The sequence below is a fragment of the Melioribacter sp. Ez-97 genome, from assembly GCF_051488665.1.
In the GTDB taxonomy this organism is placed as follows: Bacteria; Bacteroidota; Ignavibacteria; order Ignavibacteriales; family Melioribacteraceae; genus Melioribacter.
Genome location: NZ_JBPSEG010000008.1, coordinates 113,531 through 133,482, shown reverse-complemented (window position 1 = coordinate 133,482; position 19,952 = coordinate 113,531). Strand labels below are relative to the sequence as shown.

General features: G+C 42.8%; 16 protein-coding genes. 2 read left to right on the top strand and 14 right to left on the bottom strand.

Annotated elements, in window-relative coordinates:
* Window positions 1-18: 18 nt before the first annotated feature.
* From ACSSWA_RS10500 to aspS, 4 genes are all read right to left on the bottom strand, one after another.
* Window positions 19-1,362 carry a type II secretion system F family protein gene (locus ACSSWA_RS10500; RefSeq protein WP_437356532.1) on the bottom strand — a complete coding sequence of 448 codons (1,344 nt, stop codon included), beginning with the start codon at window positions 1,360-1,362 and terminating at the stop codon, window positions 19-21.
* Window positions 1,363-1,473: 111 nt separating this feature from the next.
* Window positions 1,474-1,884, bottom strand: a complete 411-nt coding sequence (locus tag ACSSWA_RS10495; protein WP_437356530.1) for a hypothetical protein — start codon at window positions 1,882-1,884, stop codon at window positions 1,474-1,476.
* A 73-nt stretch (window positions 1,885-1,957) separates the two neighbouring features.
* The gene (locus tag ACSSWA_RS10490; RefSeq protein ID WP_437356529.1) at window positions 1,958-2,341 is read right to left on the bottom strand and encodes a hypothetical protein; all 384 of its coding nucleotides are present in this window, start codon (window positions 2,339-2,341) and stop codon (window positions 1,958-1,960) included.
* Window positions 2,342-3,392: 1,051 nt separating this feature from the next.
* Entirely contained in the window at window positions 3,393-5,162 is a 1,770-nt protein-coding gene (gene aspS / locus ACSSWA_RS10485; protein WP_437356527.1) for an aspartate--tRNA ligase, read from the bottom strand.
* A gap of 161 nt (window positions 5,163-5,323) precedes the next feature.
* On the opposite strand from aspS, the gene ACSSWA_RS10480 reads away from it, so the two are divergent.
* Window positions 5,324-5,830 (top strand): PaaI family thioesterase, encoded by a 507-nt coding sequence (locus ACSSWA_RS10480; protein WP_437356525.1) that lies wholly within the window; start codon window positions 5,324-5,326, stop codon window positions 5,828-5,830.
* 19 nt (window positions 5,831-5,849) lie between these two features.
* Here the strand turns inward: ACSSWA_RS10480 and ACSSWA_RS10475 are convergent, their stop codons facing one another.
* The 6 genes from ACSSWA_RS10475 to ACSSWA_RS10450 all read right to left on the bottom strand — a co-directional run bounded on the left by ACSSWA_RS10475 (window position 5,850) and on the right by ACSSWA_RS10450 (window position 14,047).
* A complete protein-coding gene (locus ACSSWA_RS10475; RefSeq protein WP_437356523.1) occupies window positions 5,850-7,148 on the bottom strand; it encodes an MFS transporter in 1,299 nt (432 codons plus the stop codon).
* Between the two features lie 833 nt (window positions 7,149-7,981).
* Window positions 7,982-9,409: a M16 family metallopeptidase gene (locus tag ACSSWA_RS10470; RefSeq protein WP_437356522.1), complete on the bottom strand. Its 1,428-nt coding sequence runs from the start codon at window positions 9,407-9,409 to the stop codon at window positions 7,982-7,984.
* Between the two features lies 1 nt (window position 9,410).
* Window positions 9,411-10,775: a M16 family metallopeptidase gene (locus tag ACSSWA_RS10465; protein ID WP_437356521.1), complete on the bottom strand. Its 1,365-nt coding sequence runs from the start codon at window positions 10,773-10,775 to the stop codon at window positions 9,411-9,413.
* 8 nt (window positions 10,776-10,783) lie between these two features.
* On the bottom strand, window positions 10,784-11,134 hold the full coding sequence (locus ACSSWA_RS10460; RefSeq protein ID WP_437356520.1) for a cupin domain-containing protein: 351 nt from the start codon (window positions 11,132-11,134) through the stop codon (window positions 10,784-10,786).
* A gap of 17 nt (window positions 11,135-11,151) precedes the next feature.
* Window positions 11,152-12,528, bottom strand: a complete 1,377-nt coding sequence (locus tag ACSSWA_RS10455) for a sigma-54-dependent transcriptional regulator (protein WP_437356518.1) — start codon at window positions 12,526-12,528, stop codon at window positions 11,152-11,154.
* Between the two features lie 4 nt (window positions 12,529-12,532).
* Window positions 12,533-14,047 (bottom strand): two-component system sensor histidine kinase NtrB, encoded by a 1,515-nt coding sequence (locus tag ACSSWA_RS10450; protein WP_437356517.1) that lies wholly within the window; start codon window positions 14,045-14,047, stop codon window positions 12,533-12,535.
* Window positions 14,048-14,184: 137 nt separating this feature from the next.
* On the opposite strand from ACSSWA_RS10450, the gene ACSSWA_RS10445 reads away from it, so the two are divergent.
* Window positions 14,185-15,756 carry a DUF4139 domain-containing protein gene (locus ACSSWA_RS10445; protein WP_437356516.1) on the top strand — a complete coding sequence of 524 codons (1,572 nt, stop codon included), beginning with the start codon at window positions 14,185-14,187 and terminating at the stop codon, window positions 15,754-15,756.
* Between the two features lie 25 nt (window positions 15,757-15,781).
* Here the strand turns inward: ACSSWA_RS10445 and ACSSWA_RS10440 are convergent, their stop codons facing one another.
* The 4 genes from ACSSWA_RS10440 to ACSSWA_RS10425 are packed head-to-tail and all read right to left on the bottom strand — an operon-like array spanning window position 15,782 to window position 19,951.
* Entirely contained in the window at window positions 15,782-16,585 is an 804-nt protein-coding gene (locus ACSSWA_RS10440) for a sterol desaturase family protein (RefSeq protein WP_437356515.1), read from the bottom strand.
* 17 nt (window positions 16,586-16,602) lie between these two features.
* Window positions 16,603-18,546, bottom strand: a complete 1,944-nt coding sequence (locus ACSSWA_RS10435; RefSeq protein WP_437356514.1) for a glycoside hydrolase family 97 protein — start codon at window positions 18,544-18,546, stop codon at window positions 16,603-16,605.
* On the bottom strand, window positions 18,546-19,415 hold the full coding sequence (locus ACSSWA_RS10430) for an N-acetylneuraminate synthase family protein (RefSeq protein ID WP_437356513.1): 870 nt from the start codon (window positions 19,413-19,415) through the stop codon (window positions 18,546-18,548). Before ACSSWA_RS10430 ends, ACSSWA_RS10435 begins: the two co-directional genes overlap by 1 nt.
* Window positions 19,412-19,951: a KdsC family phosphatase gene (locus tag ACSSWA_RS10425; protein WP_437356512.1), complete on the bottom strand. Its 540-nt coding sequence runs from the start codon at window positions 19,949-19,951 to the stop codon at window positions 19,412-19,414. Before ACSSWA_RS10425 ends, ACSSWA_RS10430 begins: the two co-directional genes overlap by 4 nt.
* Window position 19,952: the final 1 nt, after the last annotated feature.

Below are 19,952 nucleotides of genomic sequence, written 5' to 3'. Positions count from 1 at the left end.
TTTTTATAAATTTTAAAATTACCCCATCATCGGGGATTTGGGACTGATCGTCGCCGTTTCGGCGGAAATCAACGTCAAAGCTATCATTACAATCATAATAATCATTGCAATTACCACCTGTATCAGTTCGATAACGTTTTTTAGCCGAAATACGGTTTCGCTTTCGTAGTAATTTGCAAGTTGCAGCGCCGTATTTTTAATAGTTCCGGTTTCCTCGCCGGAATGAAAACGCGATATAGCGGTATCGGTAAAAACTCCGCTTGCCTGAAAAGCTTCCGTAACTCCGATACCTTTTTTAATCATCAAGGGTATTGCCACGTTTTTAATCTGATGCTCAAAATACGAATTTCCCGTGGCTTCCGCAGCGATTCTTATCGGTTCGATACTTTCCGCAGAGCCGCTGTAGAGCGTATAAAATACGCGGCAAAATACTTCGATCGAAGTTTTATGAATCAAAGAACCGATAACGGGTATCTTGTACATCAGCCTGTCGACAATCATTTTGCCTTTTTTGCTTTTGGCAAACTGCCAGATAAAAACGGGCGGCAGAACCGAAGCCAGAGTTACCCATAATACATTATCGATTAAAAACTCGCTTAAATTAAGCGTTGCGGCTGTAAGAGGCGGTAAATCTATCTTAAATTTCACAAAAAGTTTGGCGGTTTCCGGAAAAATATACCCGACATAAAACAAAACAGCCAGAAAGAGAACGAATAAAGTAACCAGCGGAGTAATGAGAGCGCTTCTCAAATTCTTACGAAATTCCTGCTGGCGTTCGAGGAATTTGGCGGTGGCTTTGTAAATTTCCGCCATGTTGCCGCTTTTGGACGCCAGTCCGAGCATGTAAGCCGTAAACTTGCCGAATATCGACTGGTATCTTAAAAACGTGGTTTGGCTGTCTGCGCCTTTTTTCAATTCGTTGTTAATTTGTTTTAATGTCTCTCTGAGTGTTTTGTTTTCAATGTCGTTTATAAGGAGCGTAAGGATTTCGCTGTAAGGCAGTTTTTGCTCAAGCAGTTCGGCGGATATCTTAACAAAAGAAACGATATCCTGTTGAGGCGGTTTGAGATTGAATTCAAGTAATTTTTTATTAACCGAAATTACGTCGTAACCCAATTTTTGGAGAGCGTTTACTACTTCTTCTTTCGAAAAAGCTCTCTGCTCTCCGGTAATCGGTTTTTCGTTCCCGCGTCTTATTTTATAAAGATAAGAGCTTTTTTTCTGGATAGAGCGGATTTTAAGATTATGCTTTTCGGCAAGTTTATGGATTTTCTTTTTAGCCTCTCCGTAGGAAGGCTCGTTTAAAGTGCCTGTAATCGCCTGTCCGTTCGGTTTGATTGCGCTGAATCTGACTTCAATCATGATTAATTCATTTTTACAAGTAAATTAAGTATATTTTTTAAAAGCCTAAAGGCTGGTGTTCTATACCAGCCCTTAGGTTAGTTTAAGTGGCATAAATAATTGCTAAAAATATTATTCACCTCCGCCACCGGCTCCCGTTTCTGCTATCTGGAAATCATTCGGCGTAACTGTACATGTAAGCGATATTTTATTTCCTGATTCATCTGCTTCCGTACCCGTTGCAATTATTTCAACTTGTTGTCCTTGTGCAGTTACTACTATTGGCGCGCTCATATTAGCAGTTTGCTGCAAAGAAGCGGGAATAGTTTCTTCCCATCCATCGAATTTATTGCCGCCTCCGCCTAATGCTTCTGGTCTTCTATAATACTGCTGCGCCATGGAAGCGAGGTTAGTCAGATCCGCCGTTAATGCGTCTCTGTTAGCCTGATAACTGCTTGCCGTAAATACGTTAATACCGACGACTACGGCAATACCTACGATAATAACGCCTAGAACGATAAGTAATAATTGTTGTTGACCCATAACTTACTCCTGTTAATTTGTTTGTGTTATGTTAATTAGTAAAGAATAATATCTCAGAAAAAATTTATTAATTTTAATTAATTATAACTGTTCTGTAATTTGTAGCGCCTACCGAAATTTTCACTTTTACAGAGTCGTTACCCGTAACCACTTCATTTCCCGTGCCAATAATTACAACGCTGTCCTGTCCGATTGTTTCAATCCGATAACTGCCATTAGCGGTTATTTTTAAGCCTTCGGGAATTTTCCAGCCTTCAAACGACCGAGCCCCTCCTCCCAGAGAAACGGGCTTCATGTAATATTGTTGCGCCATAGCGGCAAGATTTACCAGTTCATTTGTAACGTTGTTTCTTTTGGCTTCGATTGCATTCGCCCTGAAAAGACTTATTCCCATATAAATTGCAATTCCCACTACTATCAAACCGAGTATTATTAATAATAATTGCTGCTGTCCCACTAAAAAGCCCCGATATTTTTTTACTTATTATTATCGGCTGTTATTACCTGAATCTTTAACAAATACCGCACCAAATTTTAATCGGTAATAATTTCCGATAATATCCATTAGAATATAAGAAAGGGAGGAAATAAAGCAAAGTTTTTTCTTCGAACGGTGAAGTATTTTAAGATGGGGCTGTAAAAATTACATGTAGATATTTGTCGCTATTATTGGTTTATCGTCAGACTCCAAGTAACTCAGAAATAATTACACTGCGGCGGGATTCAGAATGACAAAATAGTACTAATTTTAATCCTCGCATTTAGAACGACAAACTCTATAAAGTGTCATTCTGAGGAGTCCCGACGTAGACGGGACGACGAAGAATCCGAGTGACTATTTTGATATACTTAACTAACCAGGAGATGCTTCCCCCGCCGTTGTCGGGGTCAGTATGACAGTTCACTAATCCCTCACCACTAATCCCTGATCCCTAACTCCGGGAGTCCCGACGTAGGACGGGACGACGAAGAATCTGTATGACAATTTTGATTTACTTAACTGACCAGGAGATACTTACCCCACATTCTGCGGAGTCGTACAGATTCCTTTCGCTATTCGTCATTACGAGCCCCGCTTAAAACGGGGCGAAGTAATCTCACTGGTATTCATCAGAGTTTGCTTCGTCGCTCGCTTTGCTCGCTCCTCGCAAAGACGGCTGTCCTTACAGAGTTTGTTTTTTCCCGTAGTTGGCGTCGTATAGATCCCTTCTCGCTATTCGTCATTACGAGCCCCGCTTACAACGGGGCGAAGTAATCTCTAGTGACATTAATTAGCGTTTGCTTCCCCCGCATTCTGCAGGGTCGCAAAGACAAGGGCGTTTGTAGCGCGGACGTGCGGGCGCCTGCCTACCGGTAGGCAGGTTCTTAGTGTAGACGTGCCGGCGTTCTATATTGTATAACTTTGAACGATAAACCACGAACTCCCAAACGACGAACTCCAAAACGAAGAACGTTGAACCCCAAACCATCCGAAGTCAATCACAGGAAAATCGCGAATTTTAATTGGCTCACTTTCTCACGCGGATATGGAGTTCCGTCAATTGAGCGTCGTCTACAAACGAAGGGGCGTCGTCCATAAGCGAAATGCCGCTCGATGTTTTCGGAAACGCTATCACGTCTCTTATCGAAGATTTACCGGCAAAGAGCATCACAAGCCTGTCGAATCCGAATGCGATTCCTCCGTGCGGCGGAGCGCCGTATTTGAAAGCATTCATCAGGAATCCGAATTTTTCCCTGGCTTCCTCGTCGCTTATGCCGAGCGTTTTGAACATCTTTGCCTGCAGGTCGGAACTGTGAATACGAATACTACCGCCGGCTATTTCGTTGCCGTCGAGAACAAGGTCGTACGCGCGCGCTTTTACCTGCGACGGGTCGGTATCCATCAATGGTATGTCTTCTATTCTCGGGGAAGTAAAAGGATGGTGCATTGCATAATAACGCTTGGTTTCTTCGTCCCATTCGAACAGCGGAAAATCCGTAACCCACAACAACGCATGCTTATCGTTCTTTTCGAGGAGATTCATTCTTCTTGCCATTTCGAGGCGAAGCGTACCCATAATCGACAAAGTTTTTAATCGGGGTCCGGTCAACAAGAGCAGCAGGTCTCCCGGCTTGGCTTCCATTTTACTTACAAGATTCGATTTTTCATCGTCGCTCAAAAATTTGGCAATCGGAGCTTCGAGTTCATTTTCTTTAACCCGCATCCAGATCAATCCGCCGGCTCCCAATTTCTTGGCGTAATCTGTCAGTCCGTCGAGCTGATTTCTAGTATATTCGCCGCAGCCTTCGGCTTTTAATCCCGTAATAATTCCGCTTTTCTGGATCGATTCCTTAAATACGCGAAATTCCGAATTCTTGAACACTTCGTTTAAGGTAACCATTTCGAGTCCGAACCTGAGGTCGGGCTTGTCGCTGCCGTATTTTTCCATCGCTTCGTCGAACGTCAATCGCGGAATCGGAGTTTTTAATTCAATCCCCCAGATATCTTTGAAAAATTCTTTCATCAAACCTTCGGCTATACCAAGAACGTCTTCCACATCCGCAAACGACATTTCAACGTCAATCTGGGTAAACTCATATTGTCTGTCGGCTCTCAGGTCTTCGTCTCGGAAACAGCGCACGATCTGGAAATATCTGTCGTACCCGGAAACCATCAAAATTTGTTTGTACGTTTGAGGCGACTGCGGCAATGCATAAAACTTTCCTTTATGGAGTCTGCTGGGTACAAGAAAATCCCGCGCTCCTTCCGGAGTCGATTTCATTAAAAACGGAGTCTCTATTTCCACAAAGTTATTCGAATCGAAATATTTTCTGGTTATCTGGTACATTTTATGACGAAGGAGAAGACTTTTTTGCATTACCGGTCTGCGCAAATCAAGATATCTGTATTTCAACCTGATATCCTCGCTGACGTCGATATCGTCTTCGATCTGGAAAGGAGGAGTTTCGGCGGAATTAAGAATAACAAGCTTGTCGACCATAACGTCGATCATACCGGTTTCGAGCGCCGGGTTTTCGGTTCCTTCGGGTCTTTTTCTAACCAAACCTTCTATCGAAATAACATATTCGCTTCTTAATTTTTTTGCTGTTTCATGGGCTTCTGGATTATACCCGGGTTCGAAGACCACCTGAGTAATACCGTAGCGGTCGCGTAGTTCGATAAAAATAACGCCGCCCAAATCGCGTCGCGTTGCAACCCAGCCGTTGAGAACGACTCTTTCCCCGATATTCGATTCTCTTAATTCTCCGCAGGTATGCGTGCGTTTCTTAAATTCCATAACGCTCTTTTGTCTCCTTTGCTTCCTAAAAAATTACGGCAAAAATAACTAATTATTAATGCTATTACAAATCGTTTAACTATATCACATTATTTTTGAAGTAAATTAAATTAACAACGAATATTTCTTTATATTTGAAATAAATATTTTCCGGTGAAAAAATGAAGCATAAAATTGTAGGCAAACAGAAAAATTCCAAACTATGTTTCGTGTGCGGCATGAAAAACGATCTGGGACTGAAAGCTCATTTTTACGTTACAGAAGGTCAGGAATTAATAGCTTTGTTCAAGCCGTGCGAAGAACACCAGAGTTATCCGGGAAGACTCCACGGCGGCGTAGCAAGCGCAATTCTGGACGAAACAATCGGCAGAGCTATTTTGAATAAATACGACACGGAAGTTTGGGGCGTAACAATCGAGCTGAACGTTAAATTCAAAAAGCCGATTCCTTTAAACGAAGAATTGAAAGTCGTCGGCAGAATAACCAAAGAAAACAACCGGATTTTCGAAGGCACGGGAGAAATATATTTGCAAAACGGCGAAACGGCGGTTACGGCTTACGGTAAATATTTCAAAGTGCCGCTCGAAAAAATTGCGGATTTCGACCCCGAAGAAAACGAATGGAAGATAATAGAAAAAGAAGACGATCCGGACGAAATCGAAATCTGACTTTGTATTATTGATATGTTTATTTAATTTTCTTGAGTCGGGGAAACCGGTAAATAATAAACGAAAAAATCAAAAGGAGTATAATTCCGTTAATCAGCACCGCCGTCGGTATTCCCACAAGCTCGGCTTCGCTTCCGATTAAAAGCGAACCCAGAGGGGCAAACGCCAGAAAAGAAAATGTATAAAGGCTCATAATTCGTCCCCTGAATTTTTCTTCCACGAGCGTTTGAATGAGACCGTTACAAAGATTGTATATTACAATCATTAAGCCGCCCAGCAGCATAAGCAATAAAATTGTAATTATAAAAGATCTGTTGAAAGAAAAAAGGATAATAACAACCGGAACTGTCAATGTAGCGTAAGAAAGTATCCTCCCTCTTATCACATATTTATTTATCGTTGCGATTATTAACGCAAAGATAACCGCTCCGACTCCGCGCGCAGACTGCATAAATCCGTTTGTAGTTGCGTCTCCATTTAATATGTTTACAGCCCACGCCGGGAAAATTGTAACCAGAGATATTCCGAACAGGCTGATTGTTGTGACGATCAAAACAAAAGCCATTATCGTTTTTTGAGTGAATAAATATCCGAATCCTTCTTTGATATCTTTAAACACGGAGTTTTTTCCCACAGTTCTTTCGACCGGATTTACCTTCATGCGAAAAAGACCGATCAAGACAGCCATAAACGAGATTGTATTAATTATGAAACAGGCAGCGGGGCCTAACAATGCATAAATGATTCCTCCCAATGCGGGACCGATCGAAGTTGCGGTGTTAAACATTGTCGAGTTGAGAGCGATTGCGTTAACCATATCCTCGCGCGGAACCATTTCGTTTACGAAGGCATGACGTGCCGGAGCGTCGAATGTGTTCATCGTTCCCATTCCGGCGGAGATAAGCAGTATATGCCAGCTCTCTATTATTCCCGTAACTGTAAGAAGCGAAAGAATAAAAGACAGAACCATCATTCCCGATTGAGTATAAATGAGTATTTTTCTTCTGTCGAAGCGGTCGGCGACAACGCCCGCGTAAAAAGTCAAGATCCAGGCGGGTATTCCTCCTGCAAATCCGACATATCCCAGAAATGCAGGCGACTTTGTTAGTTCATATACAAAAAACGCCAATGCGGTATTCTGCATCCACGAACCGAACAACGATATCATTTGAGCCCAGAACCAGATTCTGTAGTTCCTGTGACGCAGAGCGGCAAACGTATTTTTAAGTCGAAAATTGCTTTTAATAGCCGGCAATATTCTCTTTGTGCTGCCGTCTTCCGGCGGTATGACCGGATATTCCGATTTACTTTCTGACATACTCGAAAATTCTAAAATGAAAATGTAAAAATAGCAAATTGCAGGGAGAGATGGTTGGGAGGTTAGGGGTTAGGGATTAGGGATTAGGGGTGAGGGGTGAGGAGTTTTGGGGTTTGTCGTTTGGGAGTTCGTGGTTTATCGTTTAATGTTATACAACATAGAACGCCCGCGCTTCCGCGCTACGAACGCCTTCGTCTTTGCGACCCCGCAGAATGCGGGGGAAGCAAACGCTAATTAATGTCACTAGAGATTACTTCGCCCCGTTGTAAGCGGGGCTCGTAATGACGAATAGCGAAAAGAAGCCTGTGCGACCCCGCAGGATGCGGGGAAGCAAATCTGAATAAAACCCCGTCTTTGCGAGGAGCGAGCTAAGCGAGCGACGAAGCAAACTCTGATGAATACCAGTGAGATTACTTCGCCCCGTTACAAGCGGGGCTCGTAATGACGAATAGCGAAAGGAAATCTGTACGACTCCGCAGAATGCGGGGTAAGTATCTCTTGGTCAGTTAAGTAAATCAAAATTGTCATACAGATTCTTCGTCGTCCCGTCTACGTCGGGACTCCTCAGAATGACACTTTATAGCGTTTGCCGTTCTAAATGTGAGGATTAAGTAAAATTAATACTATTTTGTCATACTGACCCCGCCGCAGGCGGGGAAGTTTTCCAAAAAGATATGCGAAATTATAAAATAACCCCGGCTTAAAACCGGGGCACAAAAATATATTTTAAAAACTAACAAACTAATAACGCCGTAACGCCAGCACTAAGAAACTAATTTCTTAATTTACAAATCCTGTAATTTGGTAATCTTGGCAATAGTGCAAACAACTCCTCACATTTCCGGCGCTTTACCCAATACGTCTTCCACAGTCATTTCAACAACTTCTCCAAGATTCAGCTTTTTAATTCCTTCGGCGATTCGATTTTTATCTCCCACTACAACAACGATCATATTACCGGGATTAATATATTTTTTCGCCGCCGCATTAACTTCTTCGTCTTTAACCGACAGAATATTATCGATATACTTATTGAAATAATCTTTAGGCAAATTGTAATAAACCAATTCTTCCAGCTCGCCCGCTATTCCCGAAACCGTCTGGAAATTATTTGGATATCCGAGAGCGACATAATTCTTCGCTCTGCCAATTTCTTCCGGCGGAATAGGTTTGCGTATGCCGTTCAATTCTTTGAAGAATTCTTGCAACGCTTTGTCGGTCACGTCGGTTTGAACCGATGAATAAGCTATAAAAAATCCTCCGACGGGACGGAATATGAACCTGGAACCCGCGCCGTATGTGTAACCGTGTTCCTCTCTCAAATTGTTATTGAGCCGCGACGTGAAAGAGCCGCCGAGTATTGTATTCATTACATTTATCGAATAATAATCCGGCGTTGCGCGCGAAGGAGCAATGTCTCCGATATAAATAACAGATTGAGCCGCGCCAGGTTTGTCCACCAGAAAAATTTTGCCCGGATTAGAGTTCCGGGGCGCTTCGGTTTTAAGACTGCTTTCGCTTTTTTTATTCCATCCGGATAAATATTTATTCAACAATTTTTCGAGTTCCGATCTGTCGATATCCCCGACGGCTACAATGAAAGAATTGCCGGGAGTAAAATATTTATTGTAATAATCGATTGCGTCCTGCCGGGTGAAACTCTTAATCGATTTTTCCGTGCCGATTTCAGGTCTTCCGTAAGGATGATTTCCGAACAACAATTTATTGAATGCGGCGCCGGCAATCGCATTCGGCTGGTCGCGCCTTTGTATTAAAGTCGTTAAGCGTTCTTTTTTCAATCTTGCCAGTTCCTCTTCGGGGAAATCCGGTTCGAGTAAAATCTTACTGAAAATTTTGAGCGCGTCGTTAATTTTCGAGACGGGCACATTCAAACTGAGACTCGATGTAAAGAGAGAAGAACCGATATTCAGATTCGCGCCGAGGAAATCGATCTCGTCCGCAATTTGAAGAGCATTCATACCGCCGGCGCCTTCGTCGAGCATGTCGAATACAATATCCGCTAATCCTTCCTTATCTTCGGGATCGTTCAAAGAACCGGTTTTCAAAACCAGATTTAATTGTATAAGAGGCGTCTGATGTTTTTCCATCAGATAAACTTTCAAGCCGTTTTTAAGAGCGAATTCCTCAATTGCCGGAAGCTGCAATCCTTTTGGCGGCGGCAATTTCGGAGGTTTGACTTTTTGCGCGTTGATAGTCAACGCCGTTAAAACCAAAACGAAAATTAATATTAACTTTTTCATCTTATTTTCCCTCCCCTTGTTCGTCCGCTGCCAGTTCGGTTTTTCCTTTAGGTACAATGCTCAAAACTACTTTTCCGTTTTTCTTGAGGAAAACACGCGCTGCGTTTTTCAAATCGTCTGTACTTAGCGCTTTATAACGGTTAAAGTCTTCATTGGCATAGTCCGGATTATTTGCGTAATAAAAGTATTCGTTCAACTGATTGGCTTTTCCGCGGAAGCCTCCCGGCTTTTCCAGGTTCCTCAGAAATGAAGCTTCGTACTGATTAACCGCACGCTGCAATTCTCTTTCGGACGGGTTTTCGGATTTCAGTTTTTCAATTTCTTCTTCAATTGCCGATTTGATTTCATTCAGATTATGACCCGCCCGAGCCGTAGCTATAATAAAAAACTGCGAGGATAATTTAGACGAGCTCTGGAACGCCGACACGTCCTGCGCTATCTGGAGATCGTAGACCAGTCTTTTATACAATCTCGAATTTTTGCCGCCAGCCAGAATATTTGCCAGGACGTCCATTTCGGCGTCACCCGGCGAGAAACGCGGGGGCGTTATCCACGTCATATAGAGTCGCGGCAGTTGAACTCTGTCCTCGAGCGTAACGAATTTATTTTCGTTCAATACCGCCGCAGCCGGATTCAACGGCGGAACGGGTTTGCCCGCCGGAATTTCTCCGAACCACTTTTCGACCAGCTTCAAAGTTTCTTCCGGATCAATATCGCCGGCTATAACGAGCGAGGCGTTGTTCGGCGTATAATAAGTTTTAAAGAAGTCGACAACGTCGTCGTAAGTAGCGGCGTCGAGGTCAGCCATCGACCCGATCACAGGCCAGGAATAAGGGTGTCCTTCCGGATACAAATTTTTATAGATTGTTTCCCATGCGAGTCCGTAAGGTCTGTTTTCGTAACTTTGTCTTCTTTCGTTTTTTACCACTTCTCTCTGCCCGTTTACTTTTTCGGGAGTCATTGCGTCGAGAAGATATCCCATTCGATCGGATTCCAAAAAGAGAGCAAGCTCAAGCGCGTTCGACGGAATGTCTTCGTAATAATTAGTTCTGTCTTCGGTAGTAGAGCCGTTATTCTGCCCGCCCGCCGCTTCGAGCAGTTTGTCGAATTCGCCCTCTTGAACGTTCTTGGAACCCTCGAACATAAGATGTTCGAACAGATGCGCGAACCCGGTTCTACCGGGCTTTTCGTATCCGGAACCTACATGGTACCAGATATTGACGGAAACCGTTGGCGTCGTATGGTCTTCGTGCAGTATTACATTCAGCCCGTTCGGTAACTGATGATGAGTATATGGTATTTTAATCTGGGCGAATACCGCCGAGGAAACGACAAGCATGGCAATTGCAAAAATAAATTTCTTCATTTTCGACCTTATTGTTTGATAAAATCTTCTCTGTATGGATTGAAGACGTCGATCAAAGCGCTGTCTTCGAGCGCGACAACCGAATGATTCAAATTCGGCTGAACGAAGAAAACGTCGCCCGCTTTAAGAACCTTTTTTTGTCCTTCGATTTCGACTTCGAACGAGCCTTTTACTATGTAAGAAATTTGTTTGTGAGGATGCTTGTGAGCATACCCGACGGCGCCTTTATCGAATTCAACAAGTACGAGCATCAGGTCTTTGTCGTATCCGAGTATTTTTCTTTTAACGCCTTCGCCGACATTCTCCCATTGATAATTTTCGTTTTCGACAAACCCGGTAATACCGAAATCTTTTTCCATAACATACTCCTGTTTAATTAAAGATTATCTTCCTCTTGCGACAATTTTGTCGGGATATTCAATTCGTCCATTTTTCTGTAGAGAGACGAAAGTCCTATTTCGAGCGCTTTGGCGACTTCGTCTTTATTGTAATCGTATTTTTTCATCACTTTAAGAATATGCTCGCGCTCGAAACTTCGCATAGCTTCTTTGAGCGAGTCGGGATAGTCGTGCGCCATCGGCACGCCTTTCAGATATTCGGGCAAATTCTCGACTGTAATCAGTTCCTTGTTGCTGAAAATAATCGCTCTTTCGATTACGTTTTCGAGCTCTCTAACGCCGCCGGGCCATTCGTGATTCAACAGAATACGCATCGTATCGTTGTCTGTGCCGATTATCTTTTTTCCCATTTCCTTGCTGTACTTCTCGATAAAATGATTAACAAGCAGCGGGATGTCTTCTTTCCTTTCGCTCAAAGCGGGCAGATTTATTTCGACTACGTTCAAACGATAATAAAGGTCTTCCCTGAACTCTCCGGTTTTTGTTTTCTCGTACAAGTTCTGATTTGTAGCCGCAATAATTCTAACGTCGGTGCTTACCGGTTTAACCCCGCCGACGGGAATAAAAGCTCTGTCTTCAATCGCCCGCAGAAGTTTTACCTGCATATTCAAAGGCAGGTCGCCGATTTCGTCGAGGAAAAGAGTTCCTCCGTCGGCAACTTTGAAAAGCCCGAGTTTGTCTTCGGTCGCGCCAGTAAACGAGCCTTTTTTATGTCCGAACAATTCGCTTTCGATCAGGTTTTCGGAAATGGCGCCGCAGTTAATCGGCAGAAACATTTTATCCCTTCTGTTACTGTTGTAATGAATCGCTTTCGCTACCAGTTCTTTTCCCGTTCCGCTTTTACCGATAATCAGAACGTTGCTGTTTGTAGGAGCGACCTGCGTAATAATCGAAAAGACTTTTCGCATCGGTTCGCTCTTTCCGATCAGATTTGTAAAATCGGCTTCGGTAGAAATGCGTTGTCTGAGGGATTTATTTTCAAAGGCGAGATTCTTGTATTCGAGCAATCTTTTAATTCTGATAATCAGGTCGTCGAATTCAACAGGTTTAATCAGATAATCGTAAGCGCCCTGTCGCAATGCGTCGATTGCGGTGTTGACCGAGGCATAAGCGGTCATTATCACAAAAAATGTTTCGGGAGAGATTTTCGACGCCTGTTCGAGCAATTGAATGCCGTCGAGTTTCGGCATTTTTATGTCGGTAATAACGATGTCGAACTTATCCGATTTTATTTTTTCCAGAGCTTCTTCGCCGTCGCCTACAACGTCGGTCGAATAACCTTCGTCTTCTAGGACCATTTTTAACGAATCTCTGATCGGTTTTTCATCGTCCGCAATTAAAATTCTGGCAGCCATAATTTTACCTCAAATTACTTTTCGTGTTTTCTTTGATCGGGATTTTAACCGTAAAAGTACTGCCTTCGTTCAATTTACTTTCGACGGTTATTTCTCCGTTATACTGTTTAATAATACCGTAACTGACTGATAGTCCGAGTCCGGTGCCTTTACCCACTTCTTTTGTTGTAAAGAACGGGTCGAAAATTTGTTTGACTGTATTTTCGTCCATACCGCAGCCGTCGTCTGAAAAACTGACGTAGATGAATTCCCTGTCGTAATCGGATTTAACCGTAATTCTGCCGTTGCCTTCAATAGCGTCGAGCGCGTTAATCAATATATTTACAAAGACCTGCAGGATTTGATCGGTAGCTACGTTAATCCTCGGCAGCGACTCTTTTAAGTCGGTTTCGAATTTTACTTTTTTAACCCTCTTGTCGTATTTAACTATTCCAAGCGCGGTTTTAATAATATCCGTAATGTCGCTCATAGATTTTTCGTAGCTCGGAGGTCTCGAAAAGTCGACGAGTTCCCTCACGATCTTGGAAATTCTGTCGATGTTTTCTTTAATATTGGATAATTGTTCCGTGAAAAACGGGTCGTTGCTTTTCCGCTGAAGAATTTGAACGAGCGACGATATCGATGCGAGCGGATTTCCGATTTCGTGCGCGACGCCCGCCGCCAGCTGACCTATGACGGCTAATTTTTCCGACTGGTCGATTTGAGCCTGCAGTTTTTTAAATTCGGTGAAATCTTTAATAATTATCGATCTTCCCGCATAACCTCCGTTGCTTCCGGGCAATTTGGAAACGCTCAGTTTAACGCTCAGAATTTTGCCGTCTTTGGTTCTTCGCTCCGTTTCGAGAATTTTTGTAGCGCCTTCTTTAACTTCTTCCTGAATTTCCTTCAATTCGTTTTGATATTTTTCGCCTTCGGGCAAAAGAAATGAAGACGGTTTGCCGATAATCTCTTCTTCAGTATATCCGAAGATTCGTTCGGCGCCTTTATTCCACGCAATGAATGTTTCGTTTTCGTCCACCATCATTATTGCCGAATCGGAAGTGTGAAGTATATTCTTAAGGTATTGTTGGCTCAATTCGAGTTTGGAAGCCAGACGATCGCGGTCGTATTTCAACTCGTTCATTTTGGCTTCCTGATGGAGCATGCTATACCGCGCGTAAAGCTGCTCGATTATCTCGTCGATAAATCCGAGAAGTATTATCGGGTCGTTGGGACCCGTCAGTTCCGTTTCGATAATATTGAGGATCGCGTATCTGCCCTGACTGAAAAGCTGACTGACGTCGATTAAACTCATATTCAGATTCGAGCAGAGAGTGTATATTTCGATCAGATACAAATCCGCTATTTTATAGTCGCCTTCTTCCAGAACGTCAATAAACGTAAGTAAAGAACTTTCGGTAAATGTTTCTATTTGCGAATCCGAAAGTTTATCTTTGAAAAGTTGTTTTAGTTTGGCAGCCCAGTTCGAGGCGATTTCCTTGAAATGTTTTTTGAGAAATTCAATTAATAACTTTTTCATTGCATGCTTTCTGACCGTTTCAACGCATTAAATCGATTTACAAAGATAAATAAAGACCCGCTCAATATAAAGACGATTATCGAGGAACCGACGGTCAAAAAGCCGGGTATAAGAACCAACATAGAAGAGGCAAAAAAATGAAACGATTTTTATTTGTATTACTGACGTTATTCCACAGCGCAAATCTCTTTCCCGCCGAAACGGCCAAAGCAAATCTCAAAGAAGTAAAAGTTTACGTTCGCGGAGCGGAACTGATACATACAGCCGCATTGAAATTAAACAAAGGCGAGAACGAAATTTTCCTGGAAGGACTTGCCGCAAATTTCGACCCGGGCAGCGTAAATATTAAAATCGACGGCAGCGTATCAATCCTTTCGATTACAAAAGAAATCAATTTCCTTAAAAGTAACGTTAACAACGAAAGAATAAAAAGCCTTGAAGATTCTTTGAAAATCCTCGAAGAAAAATTAAAAGTCAATAACGACAAGACCGATATTCTGAAAGCGGAATGGGAACTGATACTTGCCAACAAAGAATTAAAAGAGGGCGACGCCTCGCGTTTGATCGACAATATTAGGAAGCTCGGAAAATACTACGGCGAACGCCTGACCGAAATTAAAGCCTCCATTAGGAAACTCGACGCAGATAACGAAACAATAAAAAGAGATATCGAAAAATTGAAAAAGCAAATCGAATATCTCAAAGATTCTCGCCCGCGCAACGATTTGAAAATTGTTCTTTTTTCGCCGTCGGCTCAATCCGTTTCAATCGACGTTTCGTACATGATCGACGACGCAAGCTGGAGTCCCAATTACGACATAAGAATTAACAATCTGCTAACGCCTCCTATAATTTCGTACAAAGCGGATATAAGGCAGAAGAGCGGCATCGATTGGACGAACGTTAAAATAATTCTATCCACGCGAAATCCGCAAAGGAGCAACATTAAACCCGAATTGAATACCTGGATGATCGATTTCTACGATATGCCCGTTTATTACGGGGCTGCGCCAAAATTAAAAAGAGAAACCGCAGCCGTTGCATCGGAAGACGTTCTTTACGACGCAGCCGTAACTCAATCCTTCCGGCAGATACAAAACATATTAACAACCGATTTTACGCCCGCTTTAAATTACACAATTCCGTCCGACGGCATACCGCATTCGGTTTTGATAAACAATTTCGAAGCCGAAGCTTCGTATAAATATTACGCCGTTCCGAAGCACGACGAAAATGCGTTTCTGGTTGTCGATTTAATCGACTGGAAAAAATTCGATTTACTCGACGGCGAAGCAAACGTATATCTCGAGAACAGTTACATAGGAAAAAGCTACATCGAAACAAATACGGTTTCGGACACTCTGCAAATTTCGGCTGGAAGAGATCAATCCATAATTGCAATGAGAAAATTAATCAGGGATTATAAAGAAGGTAAATTCCTAAGCAAAAAAGTAGAGCGCAGATTTACTTACGAATTATCGTTGAACAACAAGAAACAGACGCCCGTTGAAATTACATTACAGGACAATATACCCGTGTCGAAGAACGAGGATATTAAAGTAGAACTCATTGACGGCGGAGGGTCAAGTTTCAATCCTCAAACGGGAATTCTCGAGTGGAAATTAAAACTGGAACCCGAAGAGACAAAGACAGTACGATACACATTTTCCGTCGAGTATCCCGGCGATAAAAAAATTCCGGGTTTATAATTTTAAACGCACAGCCTGCCGATATTCACCTAAGTATTTTATCGAGCAGGCTGTTTTTCTTTTTCTTAAATGGTCTGAAAGCGAAAAGGAACTGCTTGAAATAATTGTCCGGAAAAAATGTTTTCAAACCGTATTGTTCGGCTTTCTCTCCGGGTAAAAAAGCAGAATTGAAAAGCCAATCCCAAACAGCAAGTTTTGTAGCGAAATTTCTGTTTCTACCTTTTCCGGTAGTGTGATGCCAGCGGTGCATTTCCGGTCCGTTAATAATGTATTGCAGCCAACCCCTTCGCACATTCAGATTCGAATGGATATACATTCCCCAAACCGCGCTGATAATGCCTTTGTACGCGACAACCTCAGGGGGCGAGCCGAGCAGTATTATCGGCATAAATTCCACGGTTTGATTAATAAGAATTTCGAAGGCATGGCTTCTCGATCCGGAAAGCCAATCGACTTTTTCCGGAGAATGGTGAGCCTCGTGAAGCCGCCATAAAAATTTATTTCGATGCTGCCACCTGTGCATCCAATAAATATAAAAATCATGGGTTACGGTAAAAAAGATTAACTGAATCCAGATCGGTACATTGTCAAACAAACCGAGTCGCGACAAGCCGGTTGCATTGTCGATACCTTTAATAATAACGGTGAATATAAAAATACCGAGAATGTAACTTTGCGCAATTGTGTACAATGCCAGGTCGTCAAAGAATCCTTTGCGCAGCACTTCCTGCCCTTTATTGTAAGGAAATATCCTTTCGAGCAGAACGAATAAAACCGCGGTTAAAATGATAACCGCATACGATATTAATTCATACGATTCGAATTCCATATTGCGCAATTATACTTTTAATCTATTACTGCAGCCCATCCGCCGCCGGGAGCGAGATTAATTTCAATCATATCTCCCTTTCTAACAGTCGATCTTACAATCTTATAATCGTTGCCGTTTCTGTCGGCGTTAATGCCGTCCTGATAAATTGTAATTTCATAATCCCTGTCTTCATCCAGAAACGAAAAATCGAGTTTTAAAGTTCTTGAGTTCCAATCAGTCATTGCTCCTACAAACCATTTATCGCCCGATCTTCTCGCTACAAGGGCATAATCGCCTGCTTTAGCGTCCAGAACCTTTGTGTCGTCCCACACTGTCGGAACAATCGAAAGAAAGTCAAGCGACTCTTTTTCACGCAGATAATTTGTAGGACTGTCCGCAAGCATTTGCAGCGGGCTTTCGTAAATTACGTACATGGCAAGTTGATGGCATCTCGTACCCTGACTCATCGGCTGTGTGAATATATCCCTGAAATTTCCTTTAACGGCATTATTCATTGCCCCGGGAGTATAATCCATCGGGCCTGCGAGCATTCTTATAAACGGAATAGTAATGTTGTGTTCAGGAGTTACGTCGTCGCTCCATTTGTTGTGCTCGAGACCCAACACTCCTTCGCTTGTAAGCACATTCGGATAAGTCCTGTATAAGCCGGTGGGTTTATAAGCGCCGTGGAAATCGACAAGCAGTTTGCGTTTGGCGGCTTCGCGTGCCACTTTATAATAGTAATTGACCATCCGGGCGTCGTCCCTTTGCATAAAGTCGACTTTAATTCCTTTGACGCCGAGTTTTTCAAAAAGATTCATTGCTTCTTCAAACTGGTCGTCGAGCGTTTTCCAGATTACCCACAGAATTATTCCGACGTTTTTTTCTTTAGCGTATTCTACAATTTCTTTTACGTCCATACCGGGACTTTCTTCCAGGAGATTTCCCAATTTGTACCATCCTTCGTCGAGTATCACATATTCGATTCCGTGTTGAGAAGCAAAATCGATATAATATTTATAGGTAGCCGTATTGATTCCAGCTCTAAAATCGACTTTATAAATATTGTTTGCATTCCACCAATCCCACGCTACTTTACCGGGTTTAATCCATGAGAAATCGATTTCAGGATCGTGCGGTTGAGCGAGTTTATAGACCATAGTATTTTCGATTAAGGCGCCGTCGTTATCCGTAACTACGAACACTCTCCACGGAAAATTTCTGGTCCCGTTCGTTCGCACTATATAATCTTTACGTTTAGTCACATAAACGTCCCTGTCGCTTTTCATTTCCGTTTCGGCGGGATAGTAAGGGAACAATCCTTTCAGAACGGTAGAATTGGCGCCTCTGAGATAGAGTCCCGCATAATCATAAAGATCTGCTTCTGTAATAGTTACTTTAACGGAATTATTCAGATCGACCAAAGCCGGGAGCGAGCAAAAACTTTTTTCGTCAATTTCACTTAACGGAAGATATTTATAAAGACGTTCGGAATGGGACATAAAACTTTCTTCCTGCGGGAAATAGACTTTGAAATCGTTTGCAAAATTTGCCTCAAAAATTTCTTCTTTGACCGTAATAGAATCTTCAAACGACGTCGATATTCTGTAACCGAAACCTTCGTCGTAAACTCTTACAAAGAGAGTAAAATTATTTTCGAAATCGAGCCGCAGCTCGTTGAACTCGTCCTTAATTACCGCGTATTTTTGTTTTACGACCGGTTTCAAATCGCGATTGACGTAATTGACCGAATTGTTTTTCACCTGCGGTTGTTTCCCCAATATTCCCCTGTCGAGCGTCATCGATATAACGGAGGGCTTGATAATCATCTCATCGTTATAAAAAACCGAATAGGTAAGATTATCGTTTGCGCTTATTGAAACTCTCAGCTTTTTTGAGGGCGATTCCACTTCATATTGACCGGCAATGAGATAAAGAGGTAGGAATAAAAAGAGAGTTAAATAGATTATACGTTTCATTATCCGCTCCTGCGTAGTTTTGTTTTACTTTTTAATTCGCTTTCGTAAACTCTTTTAACGCCGTCGCCTAAGGCTTTTTCGATATCGCGTATGTCTTTAACCAATCTGTACATGCCGCCGATTTCTACCGAGGCAGCCTGGTCGGTTCCCCACATTGCTCTGTCGAGCGTAATGTGTCGTTCAATAAAAACCGCGCCCAATGCAACGGCTGCGAGCGAAGGCGCCAATCCCGTTTCGTGTCCAGAATATCCGATCGGAATTTCGGGATATCTTTTTTTGTATGTTCCGATAACGCGTAAATTCAATTCTTCCAGTTTGCAGGGATAACTCGAAGTCGACTGAGCAATAAGCAAATTATTCTTTCCAAGATAATTTACCGCGCGGTCGACCTCTTCGATTGTGGACATTCCGGTCGAAAGCATAACCGGTCTGCCGGTCGATTTAATTCTTGCTAACAATTTATCGTCCGTAAGCGACGCCGAGGCAATCTTATACATAACCGGTTCGAATTCTTCGAGGAAATCGACAGCCTGCTCGTCCCACGCAGAAGCGAACCAATCGATTCCTTTCGCCTTACAATATCGGTCAATCTCGGCGTATTCGTCGTAGCCGAATTCCACTTTATGACGGTATTCGATATAACTAATTCTTCCCCACGGCGTATCGCGTTCAAGATGCCACTGGTCTTTCGGAACGCACAATTCGGGCGTCCTTTTTTGAAATTTTACAGCGTCGCACCCTGCAAAGACGGCTCCGTCGATCAGTTTTTTAGCGAGTTCAAGCGAGCCGTTGTGATTAATTCCGATTTCGGCTATAACATAAACCGGTTCGCCTTCGCCTATAATTTTTTTACCCACCTTCACGCTCATTTCTTTCCCTTATTCGTTGCTTTCGTTTTGGCTTCAATAATCAGTTCGGCAAGGTCGCGGAACGCGCCGTTGCCGCCGGGATGTTCCAAAACAACGTCCGCTGCTTTTTTTGCAAAGCGCGTGGCATCCGAAGGGCAGGCGGCAAGTCCGACCGATTTCATAATGCCTAAGTCGTTTGTATCGTCGCCTATAAAAGCCACTTCGTCTTTAGTAAGATTTTTTCTTTTCAAAATGTCGTCCAGAAGTTTTTCCTTTTCCATAACTCCCATGTGGAGCTCGTTAATCTTTAGTTTTTCGGCGCGCGTTTTAACAATGTTCGTATCTTCGCGAGTAACGATTCCCGTTTCGACGTCGACCAAACTTCTGAGACGTTCGACGCCCATTCCGTCCCGAATCGAAAAACGTTTCATCAATTCGCCCTCTGCGGAATAATAAACTCCCGTATCGGTTAATACTCCGTCGACATCGGTAAGAACCAATTTAATTTTCGCCGCTTTTTTATAGAGTTCTTTTTTAGTAATCTTTTTTTTCGACATT

What these genes read in the sequence shown, in the direction of transcription:
- ACSSWA_RS10480 (WP_437356525.1), top strand. Translation starts at nt 5,324, where the DNA reads ATGAAGCATAAAATTGTAGGCAAACAGAAAAATTCCAAACTATGTTTC.
- ACSSWA_RS10450 (WP_437356517.1), bottom strand. Translation starts at nt 14,047, where the DNA reads ATGAAAAAGTTATTAATTGAATTTCTCAAAAAACATTTCAAGGAAATC.
- ACSSWA_RS10425 (WP_437356512.1), bottom strand. Translation starts at nt 19,951, where the DNA reads ATGTCGAAAAAAAAGATTACTAAAAAAGAACTCTATAAAAAAGCGGCG.
- ACSSWA_RS10435 (WP_437356514.1), bottom strand. Translation starts at nt 18,546, where the DNA reads ATGAAACGTATAATCTATTTAACTCTCTTTTTATTCCTACCTCTTTAT.
- ACSSWA_RS10430 (WP_437356513.1), bottom strand. Translation starts at nt 19,415, where the DNA reads ATGAGCGTGAAGGTGGGTAAAAAAATTATAGGCGAAGGCGAACCGGTT.
- ACSSWA_RS10465 (WP_437356521.1), bottom strand. Translation starts at nt 10,775, where the DNA reads ATGAAGAAATTTATTTTTGCAATTGCCATGCTTGTCGTTTCCTCGGCG.
- ACSSWA_RS10475 (WP_437356523.1), bottom strand. Translation starts at nt 7,148, where the DNA reads ATGTCAGAAAGTAAATCGGAATATCCGGTCATACCGCCGGAAGACGGC.
- ACSSWA_RS10455 (WP_437356518.1), bottom strand. Translation starts at nt 12,528, where the DNA reads ATGGCTGCCAGAATTTTAATTGCGGACGATGAAAAACCGATCAGAGAT.
- ACSSWA_RS10440 (WP_437356515.1), bottom strand. Translation starts at nt 16,585, where the DNA reads ATGGAATTCGAATCGTATGAATTAATATCGTATGCGGTTATCATTTTA.
- ACSSWA_RS10500 (WP_437356532.1), bottom strand. Translation starts at nt 1,362, where the DNA reads ATGATTGAAGTCAGATTCAGCGCAATCAAACCGAACGGACAGGCGATT.
- ACSSWA_RS10460 (WP_437356520.1), bottom strand. Translation starts at nt 11,134, where the DNA reads ATGGAAAAAGATTTCGGTATTACCGGGTTTGTCGAAAACGAAAATTAT.
- ACSSWA_RS10495 (WP_437356530.1), bottom strand. Translation starts at nt 1,884, where the DNA reads ATGGGTCAACAACAATTATTACTTATCGTTCTAGGCGTTATTATCGTA.
- ACSSWA_RS10470 (WP_437356522.1), bottom strand. Translation starts at nt 9,409, where the DNA reads ATGAAAAAGTTAATATTAATTTTCGTTTTGGTTTTAACGGCGTTGACT.
- aspS (WP_437356527.1), bottom strand. Translation starts at nt 5,162, where the DNA reads ATGGAATTTAAGAAACGCACGCATACCTGCGGAGAATTAAGAGAATCG.
- ACSSWA_RS10445 (WP_437356516.1), top strand. Translation starts at nt 14,185, where the DNA reads ATGAAACGATTTTTATTTGTATTACTGACGTTATTCCACAGCGCAAAT.